Here is a 19916-nt window from a genome sequence, read left to right on the forward strand (position 1 = left end):
ATGCATGACATTGTATTGCTTGCCTGCCCGGGATGGTACACTTTTTAGCCGGCCCTGTTACTTACATCAATTCTATTAATGAAGCTGCATATCGTATTCACGAAAGGGAATCCTATGCCTGCTTACAGTGAACATTCACTACGGTGAATAATCCCATTTTATTAACCAAAATTAATCTGAAACTTATGAAGCTAAAACTACCGTGGCAGATTATTTCATGTTGCAGTTTTTTATTGCTGATTACTTACAGTGCCAATGCACAACATGTGCTGAATGGCAAAGTGAGGGATGAAAAGAATGGCGCACTTCCTGGTGCTACTGTTAAAATAAAAGGTACTTCAAGAGGGGTGGCTACAGATGTGGATGGTGCATTCATGCTGGAAATAGCAAGTCCTGATGAGGTACTACAAATCAGCTTTATGGGCTATAAAACCCTGGAAGAGGCAGCCGGCAACAGAAGGACAGCCACCTTTACCCTGACTGTTGATGAGGAACAAGCCAAACTTCAGGAGGTAACAGTAGTTGGGTTTGGTACCCAAAAGAAAGTATCCGTTACCGGTTCTATCGCTACAGTATCTGTCAAGAACTTACAACAGGCAGCTACACCCTCTTTATCTAATGCACTGGCGGGCAGACTACCCGGTATCATCACACGCCAGGCGAGTGGTGAGCCAGGATCAGATCAGGCGCAGGTGTTTATACGCGGCCTCGGTACCTGGGTAAACCGCTCTCCGCTGATATTGGTGGATGGCGTGGAAAGAAGCATGAATAATATTAATGCCCAGGAAATTGAAAGCTTCTCCATCTTAAAGGATGCTTCTGCCACTGCTGTATATGGGGTGAGGGGAGCCAACGGGGTAATTGTGATTAACACTAAAAAAGGAGAGAAGGGCAGACCCCGTGTAACCCTCCGATCGGAAACCGCGCAACTTACATCTATCCGGTTACCCGACTATATCAATGCGGTAGAATATGCCGGATTGATGAATGAAGGTATGAAACAGGTAGAACAACCTCCCCGCTGGTCAGAAGAGGATATTCAGAAATTCCGGGATGGCTCAGACCCTTATCTGTACCCAAATGTAGATTGGGCAGATATTATTATGCGCAAACATACCTACCAGACTATTAACAACCTGAGTGTAACCGGTGGAAGCGAAATAGTAAGATATTATGCAAACGTTGGATACACTGATCAGAATGGTATCTGGAAAGATGATCCTGCTAATAATTATGATACCAATGAAAGAATGAAACGTTACAATTATCGGTCCAATGTAGATATCAATGTCGCAAAGGAACTGGTACTGGAACTCGGTATTGGCGGGATTATACAACAAGGCAACTTTTCCTCTATCGGTGCAGATGCTTTACTGGATGCACTGAGGAGAACACCACCTATGGCATTTACCGTAAAAAATCCGGATGGCTCTCCCGGCGGGAATCCTACTTCTATTGGCAGCAATCCCTGGGGACTGGCTACCCAATCCGGTTATTCTGTGCATATGCATAATACTTTGCAAAGCACCTTTTCTGCCCGTTGGGACCTGTCCGGTGCTGTTACACCAGGACTGTCCGTGAGCGGTAAATTTTCCTATGATTATTACTCTTTCGCAGGTATCAACCGCCATAAGCAATTTGCAGTGAAACAATACCTCGGCAAAGACCCGGTAACAGGGGAAGATAAATACACCGTTTTCAGGGAAGAACAACCGTTGGGGTATTGGGTAGGTAATGGTTCTAACAGGGCACTCTATACGGAGTTTATGACCAATTATGCCCGGTCATTTGGTAAACATGCTGTGACGGGCATGGTACTGTATAACCAAAGGGATTATGTAAATATCAATGCAGGAACATCTATAGAGAACCTGCCTTTCCGCCGCCAGGGAATAGCCGCACGTGCTGCCTATAGCTATGATGATAAATACCTGGTAGAGTTTGATATGGGATACAACGGATCGGAAAACTTTCCTAAAGGAAAACGCTTTGGTTTCTTTCCTTCCATCTCAGCAGGCTGGGTGCCCTCCGGTGAAAAATTCTGGGGAGAAAATAATGTAGTCAATAACCTGAAGATCAGAGGATCTTACGGACAGGTGGGTAACGACCAGATCGGCCGCCGCTTCCTGTTTCTGACTACTGTAAATACAAGAACGGCACAGGGATATGCTTTCGGCGAATCCCAGCAATTCTGGCCAGGTATTGATGAATTACAAATAGGTACACCCAATGTAACCTGGGAGGTGGCTACCAAAGCCAATATCGGATTAGACCTCGGCATGTTTAACAATAAGCTGGTACTACAGATAGATGCATTTGCAGAAGACCGCGATGGTATCCTGCTGCAAAGAGGCGTGATGCCGGATGCGGCTGGATTCATGCCTGCCTCTATTCCTTTTGGGAATCTGGGTAAAGCAAAGAACCGCGGGATTGATGGTATGCTGGAAATAAAGAATAATGTGGCCAACGGACTTTTTTATTCCTTCCGTGCTAATGTGACCTACGCCCGTAATACCGTTATAGAAAATGACGAGCCACCACAACGATACGCTTATCAATCGGCCAAAGGACATCCGATAGACCAACCTTTTGGATTGATAGGACTGGGATTTTTTAAAGATCAGGCGGAAATAGATAAAAGCCCCCGCCAAACATTCCAGGACATTGTAAGGCCAGGAGATATCAGGTATGAAGACGTAAATGGGGATGGCGTAATAGACAACTTCGACAGAGTGCCGATTGGTTTCCCCCGCACGCCGGAATTTATGTATGGCTTTGGAGGTACTGTAGCATATAAGAACTTTGATGTAAGCATCTTCTTTAATGGGGCGGCCAGGGCTAGCCTTTATCTCAACGGTCCCTCTATTTTCCCCTTCCTGAAAGGGCAAGGTTCTTATAATGTGCTGCGGGAATTTTACGACAACAGGTGGACAAAAGAAAACCCGGATGGTGCCAAATATCCGGCAGTAACGGATGATCTTAATGTTAATAATTATCGCCAGAGCACCATCTACATGAAGGATGCCAGCTACTTACGCCTGCGTAATGCGGAAATAGCTTACACCCTTCCCACTGCGCTTACACAACGTGCAGCCATCAGCAGCCTGCGCATTTTTATTAATGGCCTGAACCTGTATACCTGGGATAAGATAAAAGTGATGGACCCTGAATCTAATGACGGGGTAGGTAGCTATCCGCTGCAAAGAAGCTATAATATTGGCTTGCAGGTGAACTTTAAATAACCGGCCACTTTATCAACCTAATAATTTCACGTATTATGAGATATTACATCAACTGCCTGGCGGTATTAATGGCAAGTGTATTGCTCTTATCTGCCTGCAAAAAGAACTTCCTGGATAAAGTGCCTGATGAGGATATGAACCTCGATGAGGTATTCAAAGAAAGACTCTATGCGGAACGTTTCCTGACCGCTACCTATAATTATTTACCACCGGAAATAGACTTTGCAGAATCTCCCGGAAGAAACCCTTTCGTAGGTGCTTCTGATGATATGGAAATGACCTGGCAAAACCGTTTTGCCCATGTAATGGGGTCCGGTTCCTGGGGCCCTTCCAATGTACAGGATGGACATTGGACCGTAGGTTATCAGGCTATCAGAAGACTAAACCTGTTCACCGAAAAAATAGTAGGTACACCTATGGATGAAAATGCCAAAAAGGTGTGGATAGGCGAAGCTACTTTTCTGAAAGGATTCTTTTATTTCTGGATGGTACGCTTATATGGCCCGGTACCATTAGTGGAAAAGTCATTCCAGCCGGATGAAAATTTTGCTGGTCTGGTGCGCGCCCCACTGGTGGATTGTATCAACTATATCGTGGCACAATGTGATGCTGCGGCAGCAGTACTGCCCAACCGGGTTACTGCCGACCGTCAGGGAAAGGTAACCAGGGCTGCGGCACTGGCGCTCAAATCCAGGGCATTATTATACCTGGCCAGCCCACTATGGAATGGTAATCCTGACTATGCTGATTTTAAAGACAAAGAGGGTACTAAACTCTTCCCGGATTACAGTGCGCAACGCTGGCAGGATGCTGCTACTGCTGCGAAAAACTGTATTGACGAAGTGGAAAAAGCAGGATACAAATTATATCGCTCTCCTGAAAATGATCCTGTGAAAAATTATCAGCAACTATTTATCCGCAATAATGATGAAGTGCTGTTTGCACATAATGCCGGCATCGGCTACCACCAGGAAATGTGCGCAGCGCCTAACAGCATGGGAGGATGGAGTGGCTATTGCCCTTTGCAAACATTAGTAGATGCCTACGAAATGGCAGATGGCTCTACACCTATTACAGGTTATAATGCAGATGCTACACCTGTTATAAACCCTGCGTCAGGATATAAGGAAACCGGTTACGCCGCTACTGCCAGCCCGCAAGGCTATTATCCGGCGGGAGTAAGGAATATGTATGTCAACCGGGAACCGAGGTTTTATGCTACAGTCAATTTCAGTGGCTCCATCTGGAGGGGAAGAATGCTGGAATTCTGGAACAGCGGGGTAGACGGGAAATCAAAAGGTGGTGCGGAACTATATACCATCACCGGATACCTGCTGAAAAAGTTTATGGAGGAATCCGTAAATATTGCAGAGAACAAATTCACCCTCAAAACCTGGAACTACTTCCGGTTGGGTGAACAATACCTCAACTATGCAGAGGCATTGAATGAAGCCCAGGGCCCTGTAGCGGATGTACATAAATATGTAAATGCGATCCGTAACCGTGCCGGATTACCTCCACTGTCTGCATCACTGAATAAAGAAGAAATGCGTGCCCGGATATGGCATGAAAGACAGATAGAACTGGCTTTTGAAACACATCGTTACTTTGATACCCGCCGCTGGAAAATAGCCGACAAAACCAATGCTATGTCTTTGTACGGTATGAATATCACGGTAGGGCAATCCTTACAGGATGACAATTATTACAAACGCACTTTTATAAAGAAAAGAGTATTTGATAAGGGAAAACATTATCTGTGGCCTATTTCACAGAATGAGCTCAACAAAACCCCGGGGCTGATACAAAATCCGGGTTGGTAAAAATGAGGATCAGTTCACTTTTATTTTATAAGGTATGACCACACTCATCAATAAAAAAAGATTGTTTAACACCAGTTGTCTGGCATTGGTGGTAACTGCATTCACTTTCGCTATCCGGGCTAATCTGCTGGATGTATTTGCGGCAGAATTTTCATTGAGCCAGCAGGAAGTAGGAGAAATTGCTGCCGCTGCATTCTGGGGTTTTACCCTGGCGATGTTTATAGGAGGCCCTATCTGTGATTTTATCGGCATGGGGAGAATGTTCCTGTTGGCATTTATTTTTCATATTACAGGTCTTGTGCTGACCATCTTTGCGGGGGGCTACTGGTCCTTATTCCTGTCTACTTTATTGGTGGGATTGGGCAATGGATTTGTAGAGTCTGCCAGCTATGCAATGGTGAGCAGTATGTACACCAGTGAAAAAACGAAGATGATCAACAAGTGGCATATCTGGTTCCCGGCTGGTATCGCTATCGGAGGCGTTTTATCTTATCTGATGAGTATTGGAGGTGCAGGATGGAGATGGCAGATTGCGTCTATGGTGCTGCCCACTATCGCTTATGGGGTGTTGTTTATCGGGCAATCATTTCCCAAGTCAGAAAGGGTAAGCCTGGGGGTAACAAACCGCCAGATGATCAGAGAATGTTTCCGGCCTTTGTTTCTGATCATGGTGGGATGTATGTTCCTTACCGGGGCTACGGAGTTATGTACCAACCAGTGGATCGTAGCGCTCCTGTCTTCATTGGGCGTACCTTCTATCCTGCTGCTGGTGTTTATCAACGGTATCATGACGCTGGGTAGAGCTAATGCAGGGTTTATATTAAAGCGGATTTCTACTACCGGCCTATTATTGGCATCGGCCATATTAGCCTGCCTGGGGCTGCTTGGATTGGGATTGGCCGACAATATCATGGCTTTTGTTGCTGCTTTCGTATTTGCTACTGGTATCTGTTTTTTCTGGCCCACGATGATTGGATTTGTATCAGAGCAATTACCTAAAACAGGCCCATTAGGACTATCCATTATGGGAGGAGCAGGATTAATGTCTACGGCGTTAATGATGCCCCGTTTTGGTGCCGAATATGATAAGCACCTGAGCCGGCTGCTACCGGAAGGCTACCAGCTGGACCAATTGAAAAATGCCACCGTACCAGGTGAAGCAGCAACCATATGGGAACAGGTCAAATTAGCGGCGGGTGCAGATACTTTATTACAGGCGGCTATCCTGCCTGCCATATTGATTGTTGCATTTACCGGTATCCATCTCTATATTGTAAGGGTGGAGAAACAAAAGAAAGTAATGATGGCAGCGCAAACACCTGCTGCCATCTGATAATAATCCACATTTAAAATAAAAGTGTATGACTACAAAACATGAAAGCAGTAATAAGAAGAAAAGGAAGTTTCGCCCGGGATGTATTTTATTAGCACTCATGGTAATTACAGCACTCTGTGGTACAGTAAAACCTGTAAAAGCACAGCAGCGCGCCAGTGATCTCTATGCCAGGAACAATCTCATCGCCTGGTGTATTGTACCATTTGACAGTAAAAAAAGAGGGCCGGAAGAACGGGCGCAAATGATGAAGAAGCTAGGTATCACCAGGTTTGCATACGACTGGCGCGATGAACATATCCCTTCTTTTGGAGAAGAGATAGAAACCATGAAGAAACACAATATCAAATTACAAGGATGGTGGTTGTCGTCAGGGCTGCATCCGGAACAGGACAAATATCTGCCACTCATTCTCGACGCCTTGAAAAAACATAACGTGAAAACCGAATTATGGTGCATGTTCTGGGGAGGTCCTGAATTTGATAAACTCACCCAGGAAGAAAAAATACGTACCATGGCAAAGCCGGTGGCATACGTGGCTAAAAAGCTGGATGAGATTGGTTGTAAACTGGGCGTTTATAATCATGGGGGATGGTTTGGTGTACCGGAAAATCAGCTGGCAGTAATAGAATATTTAAAAATGCCTAACATCGGTATCGTGTATAACCTCCACCATGCCGAGGAAGATATTGACCGGTTCCCAACATTCTTCCCTAAGATTAAACCTTACCTGCTGGCATTTAATATTGCTGGTTTGAAGCTGGGTAATCCGGTAAAGGTAGTGCCTGTAGGAGAGGGTGATGCGGAAACGGAAATGATGAAACTGGTATGGAAAAGCGGTTATCGTGGGCCTGTAGGTATCCTGAATGAAGGCACTGCTCCGGATGCTGAAGTAGGCTTGCAGATGAATATGGATGGCCTGAAAAAAGTACTTACCACAATAGGAGATAAAAAAGCACTAAAGACTTACCGCTGATATTTTTTTTATAGATGCCGGGCTTATACTGCGGGAGTAGTATAAGCCCGTTTTGTTGCTTAACATCAACATTCCGGTAGCCCGCCCCACTTGCATGCTTAAAAAACATTACCTACCTTGTTTTTAACCTTAATCAAATTCCGGGATGTTAACTAAACTGTCTTATAGCCTGCTCGTACTTGCTCTCTTCTTTATCCATATTAAAGCAGATGGGCAAACGGCAAAACCATTATTGCGCTTTGGTGTCATGGCAGATATGCAATACGCTGATCAGCCAGATCATGGTACCCGTTATTACCGGACTTCCCTGGTTAAAATGGATAGTTGTATTGCAAATTTAAACCAGGAATCCCTGGCATTTAATATGGTATTTGGAGATCTGGTAGACAAAGGGCCTAAAGATCTCCCACCTGTGATGGACCGGCTTAAACAATTGAAAGCAGGGTTTTATAATCTGCTGGGCAATCATGACTATGTAGCTGTTAAAGAACGGGACGTGCTATATAAGCAGTTTGAAATGCCGGCATCCTATTATACTTTTGAAAAGGCGAACTGGATGTTTATCATTTTAAATACCAATGAACTCTCCGAATATGGTATAAATGAAGGTGCACCTTTGCTGGAAGAATGGAAGGAATTGACCGGTAATTTAAAAAAGGAAGGTAGAAAGAATGTGCAACCCTGGAATGGAGGCATTAGCAAACGGCAGTTGGCCTGGTTGGAAAACAACCTGAAAAAGGCCAAAAAGAAAAGGAAGAACGTGCTGGTGTTTACCCATCATCCGCTTTTCCCGGAGAATGGATATGAAACATTGAACAACAGAGCCATCCTGGCGGTGCTGGAAAAGTATACGCAAGTAAAAGGGATCTTATCAGGTCATCATCATGAAGGTGGTTTTGCCTATTACAATAACCTGCCGGCCATTACGCTGGAAGGCATGATAGAAACACCTGATCAGAATGCCTATGGCGTGGTAGAATTATATCCTGATAAAATGGTATTAACAGGCTGGGGTAGAATGACATCCAGAACGTTGCCACTGAAATAGATAACAGCTGTTTTAAAGTAGCTTCCCTAGTTTTTTTAATCCGGTTTCCATACTCTCCTCACTAAGAGAAGCATAGCCCAGCCTTAGACCATTAATAGCGGTGCCGTAGCTAAAACTGCCGGGGGAGATGATCTGGACACCTGCCCTTGTCAGCGCTGCCATTAATTTGTCCAGGTCTGTTGGCTTGTTGGGGGTAATCCAATAAGCTAATCCACCTTCTGGTTTAGTGTAGGAAATCTTATTCCCAACATATTTGGACAACATCTCATCAAACACATCTCTTTTGGCTTTATAAGTAGCATGTGCTCTTTTCAGATGTCTTTTTATTTCACCCTGCTGTATCAGTTCAAACACGGCCCTTTCCATAATATTATCACCCTGCACATCCACGATCTTTCTCAGCTGCCCGATTTTGGCAATAAAATCAGGGCTGGCTACCAGATAGCCGGTTCTTAAAGCAGGTGCTACTATCTTACTCATCGTACCAATGTATATGTAGCTTCCGGATTTTGCATAACTGCTCACGGGCATGATAGGGCGTTGCCCAAAATGAAATTCATTATCATAATCATCTTCAATGATAGTAAAACCATATTGATTGGATAGTGCAACTAATTCAAGCCTTCTTTGCAAACTCAAAGTAACGGTAGTCGGAAATTGATGATGGGGAGTGATATATACCGCACGGATGTTAGCCTGTTTTTTAAGTTGCTTCTCTAAGGTAGCAATGATCAGGCCGTCGCTATCTATCGGCAACGGCAGCAAGCTGGCGCCTGCGCTCTCAAAGGCCAGGGAAGCGGGTTTGTAACCAGGGTTTTCTACCACTACCACGTCACCTTTTTTGAAAAGACATTGAGAGGCCAGGTACATCGCCATCTGACTACCTCTGGTAATGCATACTTCATCTTCAAACACCTGCATACCTCTTTTGAAATTGAGCATCTTTACAATGGCCTGCCTGAATTTTATATCTCCTAATTCACAGCTGTATCCCATCATCAACCAACGCCCCTGCTGACTGAATAACTGCCGGTAAGCCCTCGCTAATTCTTTCATAGGGGCCAGCTTGATATCCGGTAATCCGTCGTCAAAAACAATGATGGGCGATTGAGGAGATTTGATCGCAGGAGATCGTTGTTTGGAAGCAGTGACTTTCTTGAAAGAAGGTAAACTATCGGCTACAAAAGTGCCTCTTCTTTCTTTCGATACCAGCCAGCCTTCTGCCAATAATACATTTAATGCTTCTACTACCGTATTCCTGTTTAGCTGTAGTTGTTCTGCCAGTAATCTGCTGCCAGGTAAAGCTTCTCCACTGGGTAATTGACCGTTTTTGATAGCTGCAATAATCGCATCAGCAAGCTGCATGTAAATTGCCACATCACTGTTATGGTCTATTTCAATATTAAACTCCCACGGTCTTAACATACGCACTGTTGGTTAGGTGTTACAAAATACCGGCTACTGTTAATCTTATGTAGCGAGCATCAAAAGTACATATTTTCTGGACTACCAATATATTAATATTCTGTACCAGATAGCCAGTCCAGTAATCAACTACTTTTGTATGGCAATAATGCAGCAGCACTTTAAAAATGTATGTTTTATGGAAGTACAAGAGAAAAAGTTTTCATCAAAAGATTTTCACCAAACCTTTGCCCGCCCTGTTTTTGTAATGCCTGCTAAGCTCATCCACAAGAATGTAGAAAATGCGGGCGAACACAATCAGTTTTCTACAGAAAGAAAACATCCGGTATTCTTTGTAGACCTGCCAACTAAAAATGTGAGCATGACTATTGGCGGACTGTTACCAGGCCAGCTTACTAACCGGCATCGTCATACTTACGAAACAGTACTGTATGTAATTGAAGGAAAGGGCTACACGGAAATTGAAGACGAGCGCGTGGAATGGGCAGCTGGAGATGCGGTATACATTCCATCATGGGCATGGCATCGTCACCAGAACCTGAGTGAATTACAACCTGCTAAATACATCGCCTGCGAAAATGCGCCACAGTTACAGAATCTGGGTGTAGCACTCCGGGAAGAAGAAGGCCGGGATCTTTAATTTATTCAGCGCATTTAAAACAGATTTAACAGATGAAACATAAATTGTTTAAAGGTGTGATTGCTTATCCCATCACGCCATTTGATAAAGGAGACCGGGTGGATATTCCTTTATTCAGGAAGTTGGTAGAACGGATGATCGTTGCCAGGGTTCATGCCATTGCGCCATTAGGCAGTACCGGGGTACTTCCTTATCTCACAGATGCCGAAAAGGAGGAAATAACAGAAACAACCATCCGGCAGGTAAATGGACGGATACCTACGCTGGTAGGCGTGTCCAACTTAACCACGGAAAGAACGGTCTATCATGCCCGGTTTGCTGAAAAGGCAGGTGCCACTGCGGTAATGATCATTCCTATGAGCTATTGGAAGCTCACCGATGATGAGATCGTAAAACATTATGATACGGTGGCTTCAAAAATAGCGATTCCCATCATGGTGTATAATAATCCTGCCACTGCCGGAGTGGATATGTCACCGGCGTTGTTAAAGCGCTTGCTGCAAATTGCTAATGTCACCATGATAAAGGAAAGCACCGGCGATATTCAACGGATGCATTATCTGCGCAGGGAATTGGGGGAGGAAGTGGCTTTTTACAATGGATCAAATCCATTGGCGCTGGCAGCCTTTTCTGCGGGGGCTTCCGGTTGGTGTACAGCAGCACCTAATCTGATCCCCGAACTGAATATTGCATTGTATGAAGCCGTGCAAAATAATAACCTGGAAGAAGCCCGGAAATTGTTTTACCAGCAGGTAGATCTGCTGAAATTCATTGTTGATAAAGGGTTACCGAGGGCAATTAAAGCTGGCCTTAATATTTTAGGCGAAGAAGGAGGACAGTTAAGAGGGCCGTTAAAACCACTTACCAGGACAGAAGTCAGTGAACTGGAGGATATACTCAATGGCGTGAAAGCCTGTGTAGCATAGAAGATCTTGCTGATAATTATAAACAATTTAAAAAGAAGCAACATGAACAAATCCATTTTTTATCACGCGGGTTGTCCTGTATGTGTTAGCGCGGAGCAGGATATTGTAAAACTGATCGGCGCAGCTAATGTGGAAGTAGTGAATATTGGTCAGGACCGTGGCCGTATTGCAGAAGCCGAAAATGCAGGTGTAAAATCGGTGCCTGCACTGGTTACACCTGATGGAAATGTACTGCACATCAATTTCGGTGCAGCAATGGCAGATGTAAAAGGATAGTGCAGAGAATAACTAACAGCTGGCGAAGGATGGTGCTGGCTGTTAGTTTGCCATTAAAAAAGCCCTGACATCAATGAAGATATCAAGGCTTTAAAGCTTGCGGTGAGGGAGGGATTCGAACCCTCGGTACAGTTTGACCCGTACGACGGTTTAGCAAACCGTTCCTTTCGGCCACTCAGGCACCTCACCTTTCCCCCTTTAGGGGCTGCAAAAATAATGAAAATTTAGAATTCTCCAAAAGCAACCGCATGAAATTATAAAATACTTTTGGAAAATACGCGCTTACAGGAGCATCTTGCACGGCCAGTGGGGCTTTTAGGGGAATAAGGCGGAGGAAAGGCGGATATGAAAAATGCCGGACATGATGCCCGGCATTTTTAAATAAGGTAGATAGGGGTAGCATTTACATGGCAGCTAATTGCACTTTCTGTTGCAATTCTATTACGCTGTCCCGGAAAGTATTATCGGTATCCATCAGGTCTTTAACGGTTTGGCAGGAATGTATCACTGTAGTGTGATCCCGGCCACCAAAATGTTCGCCAATGGTCTTTAAAGAATTTTTAGTGAATGATTTGGCCAGGTACATGGTAATCTGCCGGGCCTGCACAATTTCACGCTTGCGTGTTTTTTGCAGCAATTTGTCATATGGTACATCAAAATATTCACATACCATTTTCTGAATGCTCTCAATCGTAATCTCCTTGGAAGAGGTTTTAACAAAAGACTTCAGCACACGTTTGGCCAGTTCCAGATCTATCTCTTTACGATTCAGAGAGGATTGTGCCAGCAAAGATATCAGGGCGCCTTCCAGCTCTCTTACGTTGCTCTGGATATTATAAGCTACGTATTTCACTACTTCCTTCGGCATCTCCAGACCATCATTCCGCATTTTCATCTCCAAGATCTCCATGCGGGTTTCAAAGTCCGGAATCTGAATATCCGCACTCAGGCCCCAGCGAAAACGGCTCAGCAACCTTTCCTGCAAGCCATCCAGATCTTTGGGTGGTTTGTCAGAAGTCAGGATCAACTGCTTGCCGGACTGATGAAGATGATTGAAAATAGCAAAGAAAGCATCCTGCGTTTTTTCTGCCCTGGCAAAAAACTGTATGTCATCTACAATCAGTACATCAATGAGCTGATAAAAATGAATGAAGTCATTGATGATACTGTTCTTGGAGTGATCAATAAACTGGTTAATGAATTTCTCCGCACTTACATACAAGACAGCTTTGTTGGGATGAGAGCGCTTTACTTCATTACCAATGGCCTGTGCCAGGTGGGTTTTACCAAGCCCTACACCACCATATACTACCAATGGGTTGAAAGAAGTGCCCCCAGGCTTCTCAGATACAGTTTTACCTGCTCTGCGTGCTACCCGGTTACAGTCACCTTCAATATACGAATCGAAAGTATAGTTTGGATTCAGCTGTGAATCAATCTGTACCCTTTTAATGCCCGGTATAACAAACGGGTTCTTTACCGGATTCTGAATAGTGAGCGGAAAATTCACTTCACTATCTTTCTGAGGCTTGGTGAACTGCGTGGGCATGTTTACCGTTTTGGGATGCTGGTGAGGTGTACCATTCTCTACTACAATGCGATATTCCAAACGGGCTTCCTTTCCTAACTCTCTTTTAATTGTTTTACCGAGTAACCCTACATAGTGCTCTTCTAAATACTCGTAAAAGAATTGACTGGGAACCTGAATGGTTAAAACATTGTTTTCAAGTTTAATGGGTTTAATGGGTTCAAACCAAGTCTTAAATGGCTGCCATTCCACAATATCCCTAATTATATTAAGACACCTTTCCCAAACTTGTTCGCAAGTTTTATTCATTGAGCTAAAAAAAATTATTTTGTTTCTTAATTAAGGATGTTCTCGAATTCGAAATCTTCCAACGTAGGGTGTTGAAAAATATTCAGACAGGATGACGAATATCTGTAGAAAATGTTGAAAAAAAAAATTTATCTACCCTTGTTTATATTCTTTCAATTACAGATTGAAATAACCTGTTTTCATCCTTTCATTGTCCTCCCGCAGTGCTTGTTGTACTGCGTTTTTACTTCACTATCCTCGTTTTCAACTTCATTGATATACAACTACTTTCATTAGTCATTATCGGTTTTATCATAAATATCAAGATATAAGTGATAAAATAACATTGTACAATGTCTACACTACGTTGTTGCTTGCCTCAGCAACGCAGAGATATTAACATTTTTCTGCAAGAGCGTGCAAAACTATGTTAGTATCTGCATTAAAAAAAATGTGTTTTCTATTAGCAAATTACAGTCAGATTTTATATAACAGCAACTGCCAGCAGCTGAACAGGTTGCACAGAAAATTAATTATTTCCCACTGCTTTGAAAATCCTATCTTTGGCCATCTGAAATGCAAAATTTTATACTATGAGTTTTGAAATTACCGGAAAGCTGGTTGTAAAGTATAACACCGTACAGCGCAGCGAAACATTTAAGACAAGAGAGTTCGTTATTGAGAAGTCAGATGATATTAATGGACGTGTAATAAATAACTACATTAAGTTCCAGTCTGTTCAAGACAGAACCGCTATTGTAGATAAGTTCAACGAAGGCGAGAATGTTAAAGTTTATTTCAATATCAAAGGCACCCGTTGGGAAAAAGATGGTAAAGTGAATTATATCACTAATCTGGATGCCTGGCGTATGGAGTCTGTAATGCCTGGTGGCGCTGCTCCCGGCACAGACCGCATGCCTGACTACAATACTTCCCAGGCGCCTGCTTCGCAGGACGGAGGCGATGATCTGCCTTTCTAATCAATAACAGGTCACACAAAAAAATTGTGCGGGTACTTGCATTATGCAGGTACCCGCTTTACTTTTATGTGAGATAGCCCTTCATTACTATCTGATAGCAAACATATTCCACATGATGAAAATGAAAATCACCACACTGCTGGCCCTGCTCTTATGCAGCAGCCTCCTGGCTTTTTCCCAGCCTGCTGAAAAACGGGTAAAAGTAATCGTTGCTCCTGATCACGCCGACTGGACCTACCGCACAGGCGAGAAAGTGAAATTTACCATCCAGGTGCTGAAAGACGGCAATCCCGTGAAAAACGTAAACGTCCGCTATGAAATAGCACCAGAAAAAATGGAGCCACTGCTGAAAGCCTCCGCTGTATTTGAAAATGGAAGCAAGACATTACCTGAAAAATCTATGCAACAAGCAGGCTTTTTGCGTTGCATTGCAACCGCTACGGTAGATGGTAAAGATTACCGTGGCCTGGCTACTGCTGCTTTTAATCCGCTGGACATCCAGCCGGTAGCTACCGTGCCAGACGACTTTGATACTTTCTGGAACAACGCTAAAGCAGAGAACGCTAAAATTCCAATGGATGTGAGAATGACACTTTTACCGGAACGCTGTACAGAAAATGTAAATGTGTATCAGGTAAGTATACAGAACTACCGTTACGGTGCCCGTGTATATGGTATCTTATGTGTACCTAAAAAAGAAGGAAAATATCCGGCAATACTAAAAGTACCTGGTGCGGGTGTCTATCCTTTTTATGGCGAGGTGGGACTGGCGGCACAAGGCTATATCACCCTGGAAATAGGGATTCACGGCATTCCGGTAAACATGGACCCCGGTGTATACAAGGATCTCATGAATGGTGCACTCAACGGCTACTGGAACGCTAACCTCGATGATAAAGACAACTATTACTATAAAAGAGTATATCTGGGTTGTGTGCGTGCTATTGATTATATCTTCAGCCTCCCGCAATTTGATGGCAGCAACCTGGCAGTAATGGGTGGCAGCCAGGGTGGCGCACTCTCTATTGTTACTACAGCGCTCGACAACAGGGTGAAGTGGCTGGTAGCATTCTATCCTGCTTTATGCGATGTGACCGGATATCTCCATGGCCGCGCTGGCGGATGGCCCCACATGTTTGCTAAAGAAAACTTAAACTTCAATAATAAAAAGGATAAGATCAATACTGCGCAATATTACGATGTGGTAAACTTTGCCCGTCGCGTAAAAGTGCCTGGCTTCTACTCCTGGGGCTTTAATGATGAAACCTGCCCGCCCACTTCTATGTATGCGGCTTACAATGTGATCAACGCACCTAAAACATTATTCCTGGCGCAGGAAACCGGCCACTGGACCTATGGCGAACAATGGGAACAGCAACAAGCCTGGTTGAAGGAAAAAATGAAATAAACTATTTCCCCTATTTTTGCTACAGTTTTTAGGATAAATACCTAACCTGTATGACCACACAGATCTCGCTTAAAGTATTGCCGGCAGAGGCTTTCTCTGCTCATATCATCACCTCGCAGGCAGCTGCGGCCCTGGGCGTCAAACCTGCTGCCATTACCGGCTACCATCTACTGAAACGCTCTATTGATGCACGATCCCGGCAGGTATATTATGTGCTTACGCTGAAAGTGTTTGTGAATGAGCCTTTCCGGGAGCGCGAAAAAATGTTCCCGCATTATCAGGAACTGGGACCTGCTGCGCCGGTGGCGGTTATCATCGGTGCGGGGCCTGCTGGCCTGTTTGCTGCACTGCGCCTGATAGAACAAGGGATCAAACCAATCGTGCTGGAAAGAGGCAAAGATGTGCGGGCACGCCGCCGTGATCTGGCTGCACTCAACAAAACAGGGATCGTAAACCCCGATTCCAATTATTGTTTTGGGGAAGGTGGTGCTGGTACCTACTCTGATGGAAAATTATATACCCGCTCCAACAAACGGGGAGATATCACCCGTATCCTCAACATATTCGTACATTTTGGTGCAGAAGAAAAAATCCTCTACGATGCACACCCGCATATTGGTACTAATAAACTGCCACATATCATCACCGCTATGCGGGAGCAGATTGAAGCCAGCGGCGGAGAAGTACACTTTGAACAGAAAGTAACGGATATATTAATACATGATGCAGTGGTCACCGGCGTGCAAACGGCTACCGGGGCGCAATTCAATGCTGCACATATCATCCTGGCTACCGGCCACTCTGCCAGAGATATATTTGAACTGCTGCACCACAAACAGATTTTAATTGAAGCCAAACCTTTTGCACTGGGGGTGCGGGTAGAACATCCGCAGGAGCTGATAGACAGTGCACAATATCATTGCGCGGTCCGAGGCGAATATCTGCCACCTGCCAGCTATAGCCTGGTAGAACAGGTGGAAGGCAGAGGGGTTTTCTCCTTCTGCATGTGCCCAGGAGGTATTATTGCGCCTGCTGCTACAGATCCCGGCGAACTGGTGGTAAATGGCTGGTCGCCCTCCCGGCGAAATAATCCTTATGCCAACTCAGGTATGGTAGTAACGGTGGATGAAGCTGACTTTACTCCTTTTGCAGATCATGGCCCCCTTGCTGGTATGTATTTTCAAAAGGCGGTAGAGCAACAGGCGTTCTTTGCAGGGGGCGGTAATTTTGTGGCGCCTGCACAAAGGATGACAGATTTTGTAAAAGGTAAAGTATCGGCTACGCTGCCGGATTGTTCTTATGTGCCTGGCATAAAGAGCGCGGATATGAAAAAGGTATTGCCAGCGGTAGTGCACACCCGGCTGGCACAGGCTTTTAAAGCATTTGGCCGTAAGATGAAAGGCTACTATACAGAAAACGCCTTACTGGTGGCTACAGAATCACGCACCTCTTCACCGGTGCGCGTGCCCCGTGATGATAAAAGCCTCATGCATCCGCAGATAACCGGATTATATCCCTGTGGGGAAGGAGCCGGTTATGCAGGTGGTATTGTGTCTGCTGCGATGGATGGAGAACGTGTGGCACAGGCCATCATAGAAAAATGTAACAGGCAATAACCCGGTCTTCTTTTTATTTCATAATTTACCCATATGAATCTGCTGGAAGTAAAACATCTCAAAAAATACTATGCCACCCATAAGGCGGTAGATGACATCAGTTTCGATATTCCCCGGGGAAGCATCTTTGGCCTGCTGGGACCCAATGGTGCGGGTAAAACCACCCTGCTGAGGATGATCACAGGTATCTTTTATCCGGATGAAGGACAGCTGTTTTTCGATGGCCGGCCTTTTGACCCGGAAAATGATATTCATCAGATAGGGTATATGCCGGAAGAAAGAGGGCTGTATAAAAAAATGAAAGTTGGAGAACAAGCGCTCTACCTGGCCCAGCTGAAAGGGCTTTCCAGACAAGCCGCTCAGGAAAAGATCAACTACTGGTTCACCAAATTTGAAATGACCTCCTGGTCAAATAAAAAGATAGAAGAGCTGAGTAAAGGCATGCAGCAAAAAGTACAGTTCATCTCTACGATCATGCATGATCCCAAACTGCTCATCCTCGATGAACCTTTTTCCGGACTGGACCCTATTAATGCCAATATGATCAAACAGGAAATTTTTGATCTGAGCAAACAAGGTACTACCATCATTTTCTCTACCCACCGCATGGAACAGGTAGAAGAAATATGTAACCGGATTATTCTCGTGAATAAAGGGCATAAAATACTGGACGGAGAAGTACAGCAGATCCGCCACGATTTTAAACAACACCTGTTCCGTATTGGCCTGGGCACTATGCCTAACCCGGCACAAATGGCTACCTACTTTTTTACAATCGTTAGCCAGCAGGATAATTTCTTTACGGTGAAGCTGAATGAGGATAATACAACAAATGATATTTTATCACACTTCATCCGCCAGGATATTCCTGTTATTGCTTTTGAAGAAATATTACCCTCTATCAATGAGGTATTCATTGCACAGGTGCAAAAAACGGAATTGCCTGTCATAGCCTGATAACGATATTCTCGTCCTGCATCATTGAAATATAACTTTACCTGTTTGTTTAAATCACATACGCTATGCAAAAAATATGGCTCATCATAAAAAGGGAATTTCTCACACGGGTGAGGAAGAAATCTTTTCTGATCATTACCCTGCTGGTCCCCTTGTTTTTCGCAGCGATTATTGTGGTACCTATCCTGTTGTCTATTAACGACCGCGAAGACAAGCGGGTAGGGGTGATAGATGAAAGCGGCCTGTTCACAAATAAGATTCCTGACTCAAAGGGCATCTATTATAAATACCTGGAAGGGGTAAAGGTGGATACCTTCAAGAAAATGTATGAGCACTACGGCTATTCAGGGTTGCTGCATATTCCACCTATCAATATTGAACGCCCGGCAGGCATTGAGTATTTCAGTAAGGGACAGGTGAGCATGCTGCAGGAAGGTAGTCTGAACCGGGATATTAATGATATTATAGAAAGTAAGCGGATGGAAATGTCTGGCATTGATGAGCATAAGCTGCAGGCCATGAAGTCCAATATAAAAATAGAGTTCCGGTCCGGTGATGATGAAAAACAGGGAAGCTCTACGGTTGCTTATGCAATAGGATATGCCAGCGGGTTTATTATTTATATTATCCTGATGGTGTTTGGTATGTCGGTGATGCGTGGGGTAATGGAAGAAAAGGTAAATCGTATTGCGGAAGTGATGATCTCCAGTGTAAAACCTTTTCAACTGATGATGGGAAAGATCATCGGTATTGCTGCAGTAGGCTTGCTGCAGTTTTTTATATGGGTGGTATTGATCATGGGGATACAATTGTTATTACCCTTGTTCTTGGGGGTAGATGCCATGCATGCGGCCCAGGGAAACATGGCCAATCAGGGCAATAATGCTGCGATGCTGGAAGCTATAGAAAAGGTAAGCCTGGTGTTGGGCAGTATTAACTGGACGCTTATCATCAGTTGTTTTATCTTTTATTTCCTGGGTGGGTATCTGTTTTACTCTGCCTTGTTTGCAGCAGTAGGAAGTCTTGTTAATGAAGATCCCAACGATGTGCAGTCTTTAACTTTTCCGATCACGTTACCGGTAATCATCGGTATCATGATCATGATCAGTGCGGTACAAAACCCCAACAGCACCCTGGCAGTATGGGGGAGCATTATTCCTTTTACTTCGCCTATGGTGATGATGGCACGTATTCCTTATGGAGTGCCAGGCACTGTACCTTACTGGGAATTGATCCTGTCAATGGTATTGCTGGTAGCCGGATTTATCCTCACCACCTGGATTGCCGGAAAGATCTATCGCACCGGTATCTTAATGTATGGTAAGAAAATCACATTGAAAGAAGCTGTGAAGTGGATTGGTCGGAAATAGCTATTAGCTTTTAGCCTTTGGCTATTAGCTTTTTCTAAACAAGCCTTTCAACAAATATAGGCCGCTCGTAGCTTTTCAAA

At 44.3% G+C, this 19916-nt stretch carries 15 protein-coding genes and 1 tRNA gene; 13 read left to right on the forward strand and 3 right to left on the reverse strand.

What is annotated here, in order from left to right; all coding sequences use genetic code 11:
* Positions 1–185: 185 nt before the first annotated feature.
* The 5 genes from ABR189_RS21235 to ABR189_RS21255 all read left to right on the forward strand — a co-directional run bounded on the left by ABR189_RS21235 (position 186) and on the right by ABR189_RS21255 (position 8422).
* Complete coding sequence (locus ABR189_RS21235) at positions 186–3242, forward strand: SusC/RagA family TonB-linked outer membrane protein (protein ID WP_354662488.1); 3057 nt, start codon at positions 186–188, stop codon at positions 3240–3242.
* Positions 3243–3277: 35 nt separating this feature from the next.
* Positions 3278–5065, forward strand: a complete 1788-nt coding sequence (locus ABR189_RS21240) for a RagB/SusD family nutrient uptake outer membrane protein (protein ID WP_354662489.1) — start codon at positions 3278–3280, stop codon at positions 5063–5065.
* A gap of 34 nt (positions 5066–5099) precedes the next feature.
* Positions 5100–6398 (forward strand): MFS transporter, encoded by a 1299-nt coding sequence (locus tag ABR189_RS21245; RefSeq protein WP_354662490.1) that lies wholly within the window; start codon positions 5100–5102, stop codon positions 6396–6398.
* A 28-nt stretch (positions 6399–6426) separates the two neighbouring features.
* The gene (locus ABR189_RS21250) at positions 6427–7374 is read left to right on the forward strand and encodes a sugar phosphate isomerase/epimerase family protein (RefSeq protein ID WP_354662491.1); all 948 of its coding nucleotides are present in this window, start codon (positions 6427–6429) and stop codon (positions 7372–7374) included.
* Positions 7375–7519: 145 nt separating this feature from the next.
* Positions 7520–8422 carry a metallophosphoesterase gene (locus ABR189_RS21255; RefSeq protein WP_354662492.1) on the forward strand — a complete coding sequence of 301 codons (903 nt, stop codon included), beginning with the start codon at positions 7520–7522 and terminating at the stop codon, positions 8420–8422.
* Between the two features lie 12 nt (positions 8423–8434).
* Here ABR189_RS21255 and pdxR read toward each other — a convergent pair whose 3' ends face one another.
* Positions 8435–9847, reverse strand: a complete 1413-nt coding sequence (gene pdxR / locus ABR189_RS21260; protein WP_354662493.1) for a MocR-like pyridoxine biosynthesis transcription factor PdxR — start codon at positions 9845–9847, stop codon at positions 8435–8437.
* A 178-nt stretch (positions 9848–10025) separates the two neighbouring features.
* On the opposite strand from pdxR, the gene ABR189_RS21265 reads away from it, so the two are divergent.
* From ABR189_RS21265 to ABR189_RS21275, 3 genes are read left to right on the forward strand one after another with little or no spacing between them, the layout of a single operon-like run.
* A complete protein-coding gene (locus tag ABR189_RS21265) occupies positions 10026–10487 on the forward strand; it encodes a cupin domain-containing protein (RefSeq protein WP_354662494.1) in 462 nt (153 codons plus the stop codon).
* Between the two features lie 32 nt (positions 10488–10519).
* Positions 10520–11413, forward strand: coding sequence for a dihydrodipicolinate synthase family protein (locus tag ABR189_RS21270; RefSeq protein ID WP_354662495.1), 894 nt, complete (start codon positions 10520–10522; stop codon positions 11411–11413).
* A gap of 42 nt (positions 11414–11455) precedes the next feature.
* Complete coding sequence (locus ABR189_RS21275) at positions 11456–11689, forward strand: thioredoxin family protein (RefSeq protein ID WP_354662496.1); 234 nt, start codon at positions 11456–11458, stop codon at positions 11687–11689.
* A gap of 100 nt (positions 11690–11789) precedes the next feature.
* Here ABR189_RS21275 and ABR189_RS21280 read toward each other — a convergent pair.
* Together ABR189_RS21280 and dnaA are read right to left on the reverse strand one after the other, a co-directional pair.
* Positions 11790–11878, reverse strand: a tRNA-Ser gene (locus ABR189_RS21280).
* Between the two features lie 214 nt (positions 11879–12092).
* Positions 12093–13526, reverse strand: a complete 1434-nt coding sequence (gene dnaA, locus ABR189_RS21285) for a chromosomal replication initiator protein DnaA (RefSeq protein ID WP_354662497.1) — start codon at positions 13524–13526, stop codon at positions 12093–12095.
* 572 nt (positions 13527–14098) lie between these two features.
* Here dnaA and ABR189_RS21290 point away from each other — a divergent pair.
* The 5 genes from ABR189_RS21290 to ABR189_RS21310 all read left to right on the forward strand — a co-directional run bounded on the left by ABR189_RS21290 (position 14099) and on the right by ABR189_RS21310 (position 19836).
* Complete coding sequence (locus ABR189_RS21290) at positions 14099–14485, forward strand: DUF3127 domain-containing protein (protein WP_354662498.1); 387 nt, start codon at positions 14099–14101, stop codon at positions 14483–14485.
* Positions 14486–14597: 112 nt separating this feature from the next.
* On the forward strand, positions 14598–15893 hold the full coding sequence (locus ABR189_RS21295) for an acetylxylan esterase (RefSeq protein ID WP_354662499.1): 1296 nt from the start codon (positions 14598–14600) through the stop codon (positions 15891–15893).
* 50 nt (positions 15894–15943) lie between these two features.
* Entirely contained in the window at positions 15944–17509 is a 1566-nt protein-coding gene (locus tag ABR189_RS21300) for an NAD(P)/FAD-dependent oxidoreductase (protein ID WP_354662500.1), read from the forward strand.
* Positions 17510–17542: 33 nt separating this feature from the next.
* The gene (locus ABR189_RS21305; protein WP_354662501.1) at positions 17543–18466 is read left to right on the forward strand and encodes an ABC transporter ATP-binding protein; all 924 of its coding nucleotides are present in this window, start codon (positions 17543–17545) and stop codon (positions 18464–18466) included.
* A 65-nt stretch (positions 18467–18531) separates the two neighbouring features.
* Complete coding sequence (locus ABR189_RS21310; protein ID WP_354662502.1) at positions 18532–19836, forward strand: ABC transporter permease; 1305 nt, start codon at positions 18532–18534, stop codon at positions 19834–19836.
* Positions 19837–19916: the final 80 nt, after the last annotated feature.

The sequence above is a fragment of the Chitinophaga sp. H8 genome, assembly GCF_040567655.1.
Lineage (GTDB): Bacteria > Bacteroidota > Bacteroidia > Chitinophagales > Chitinophagaceae > Chitinophaga > Chitinophaga defluvii.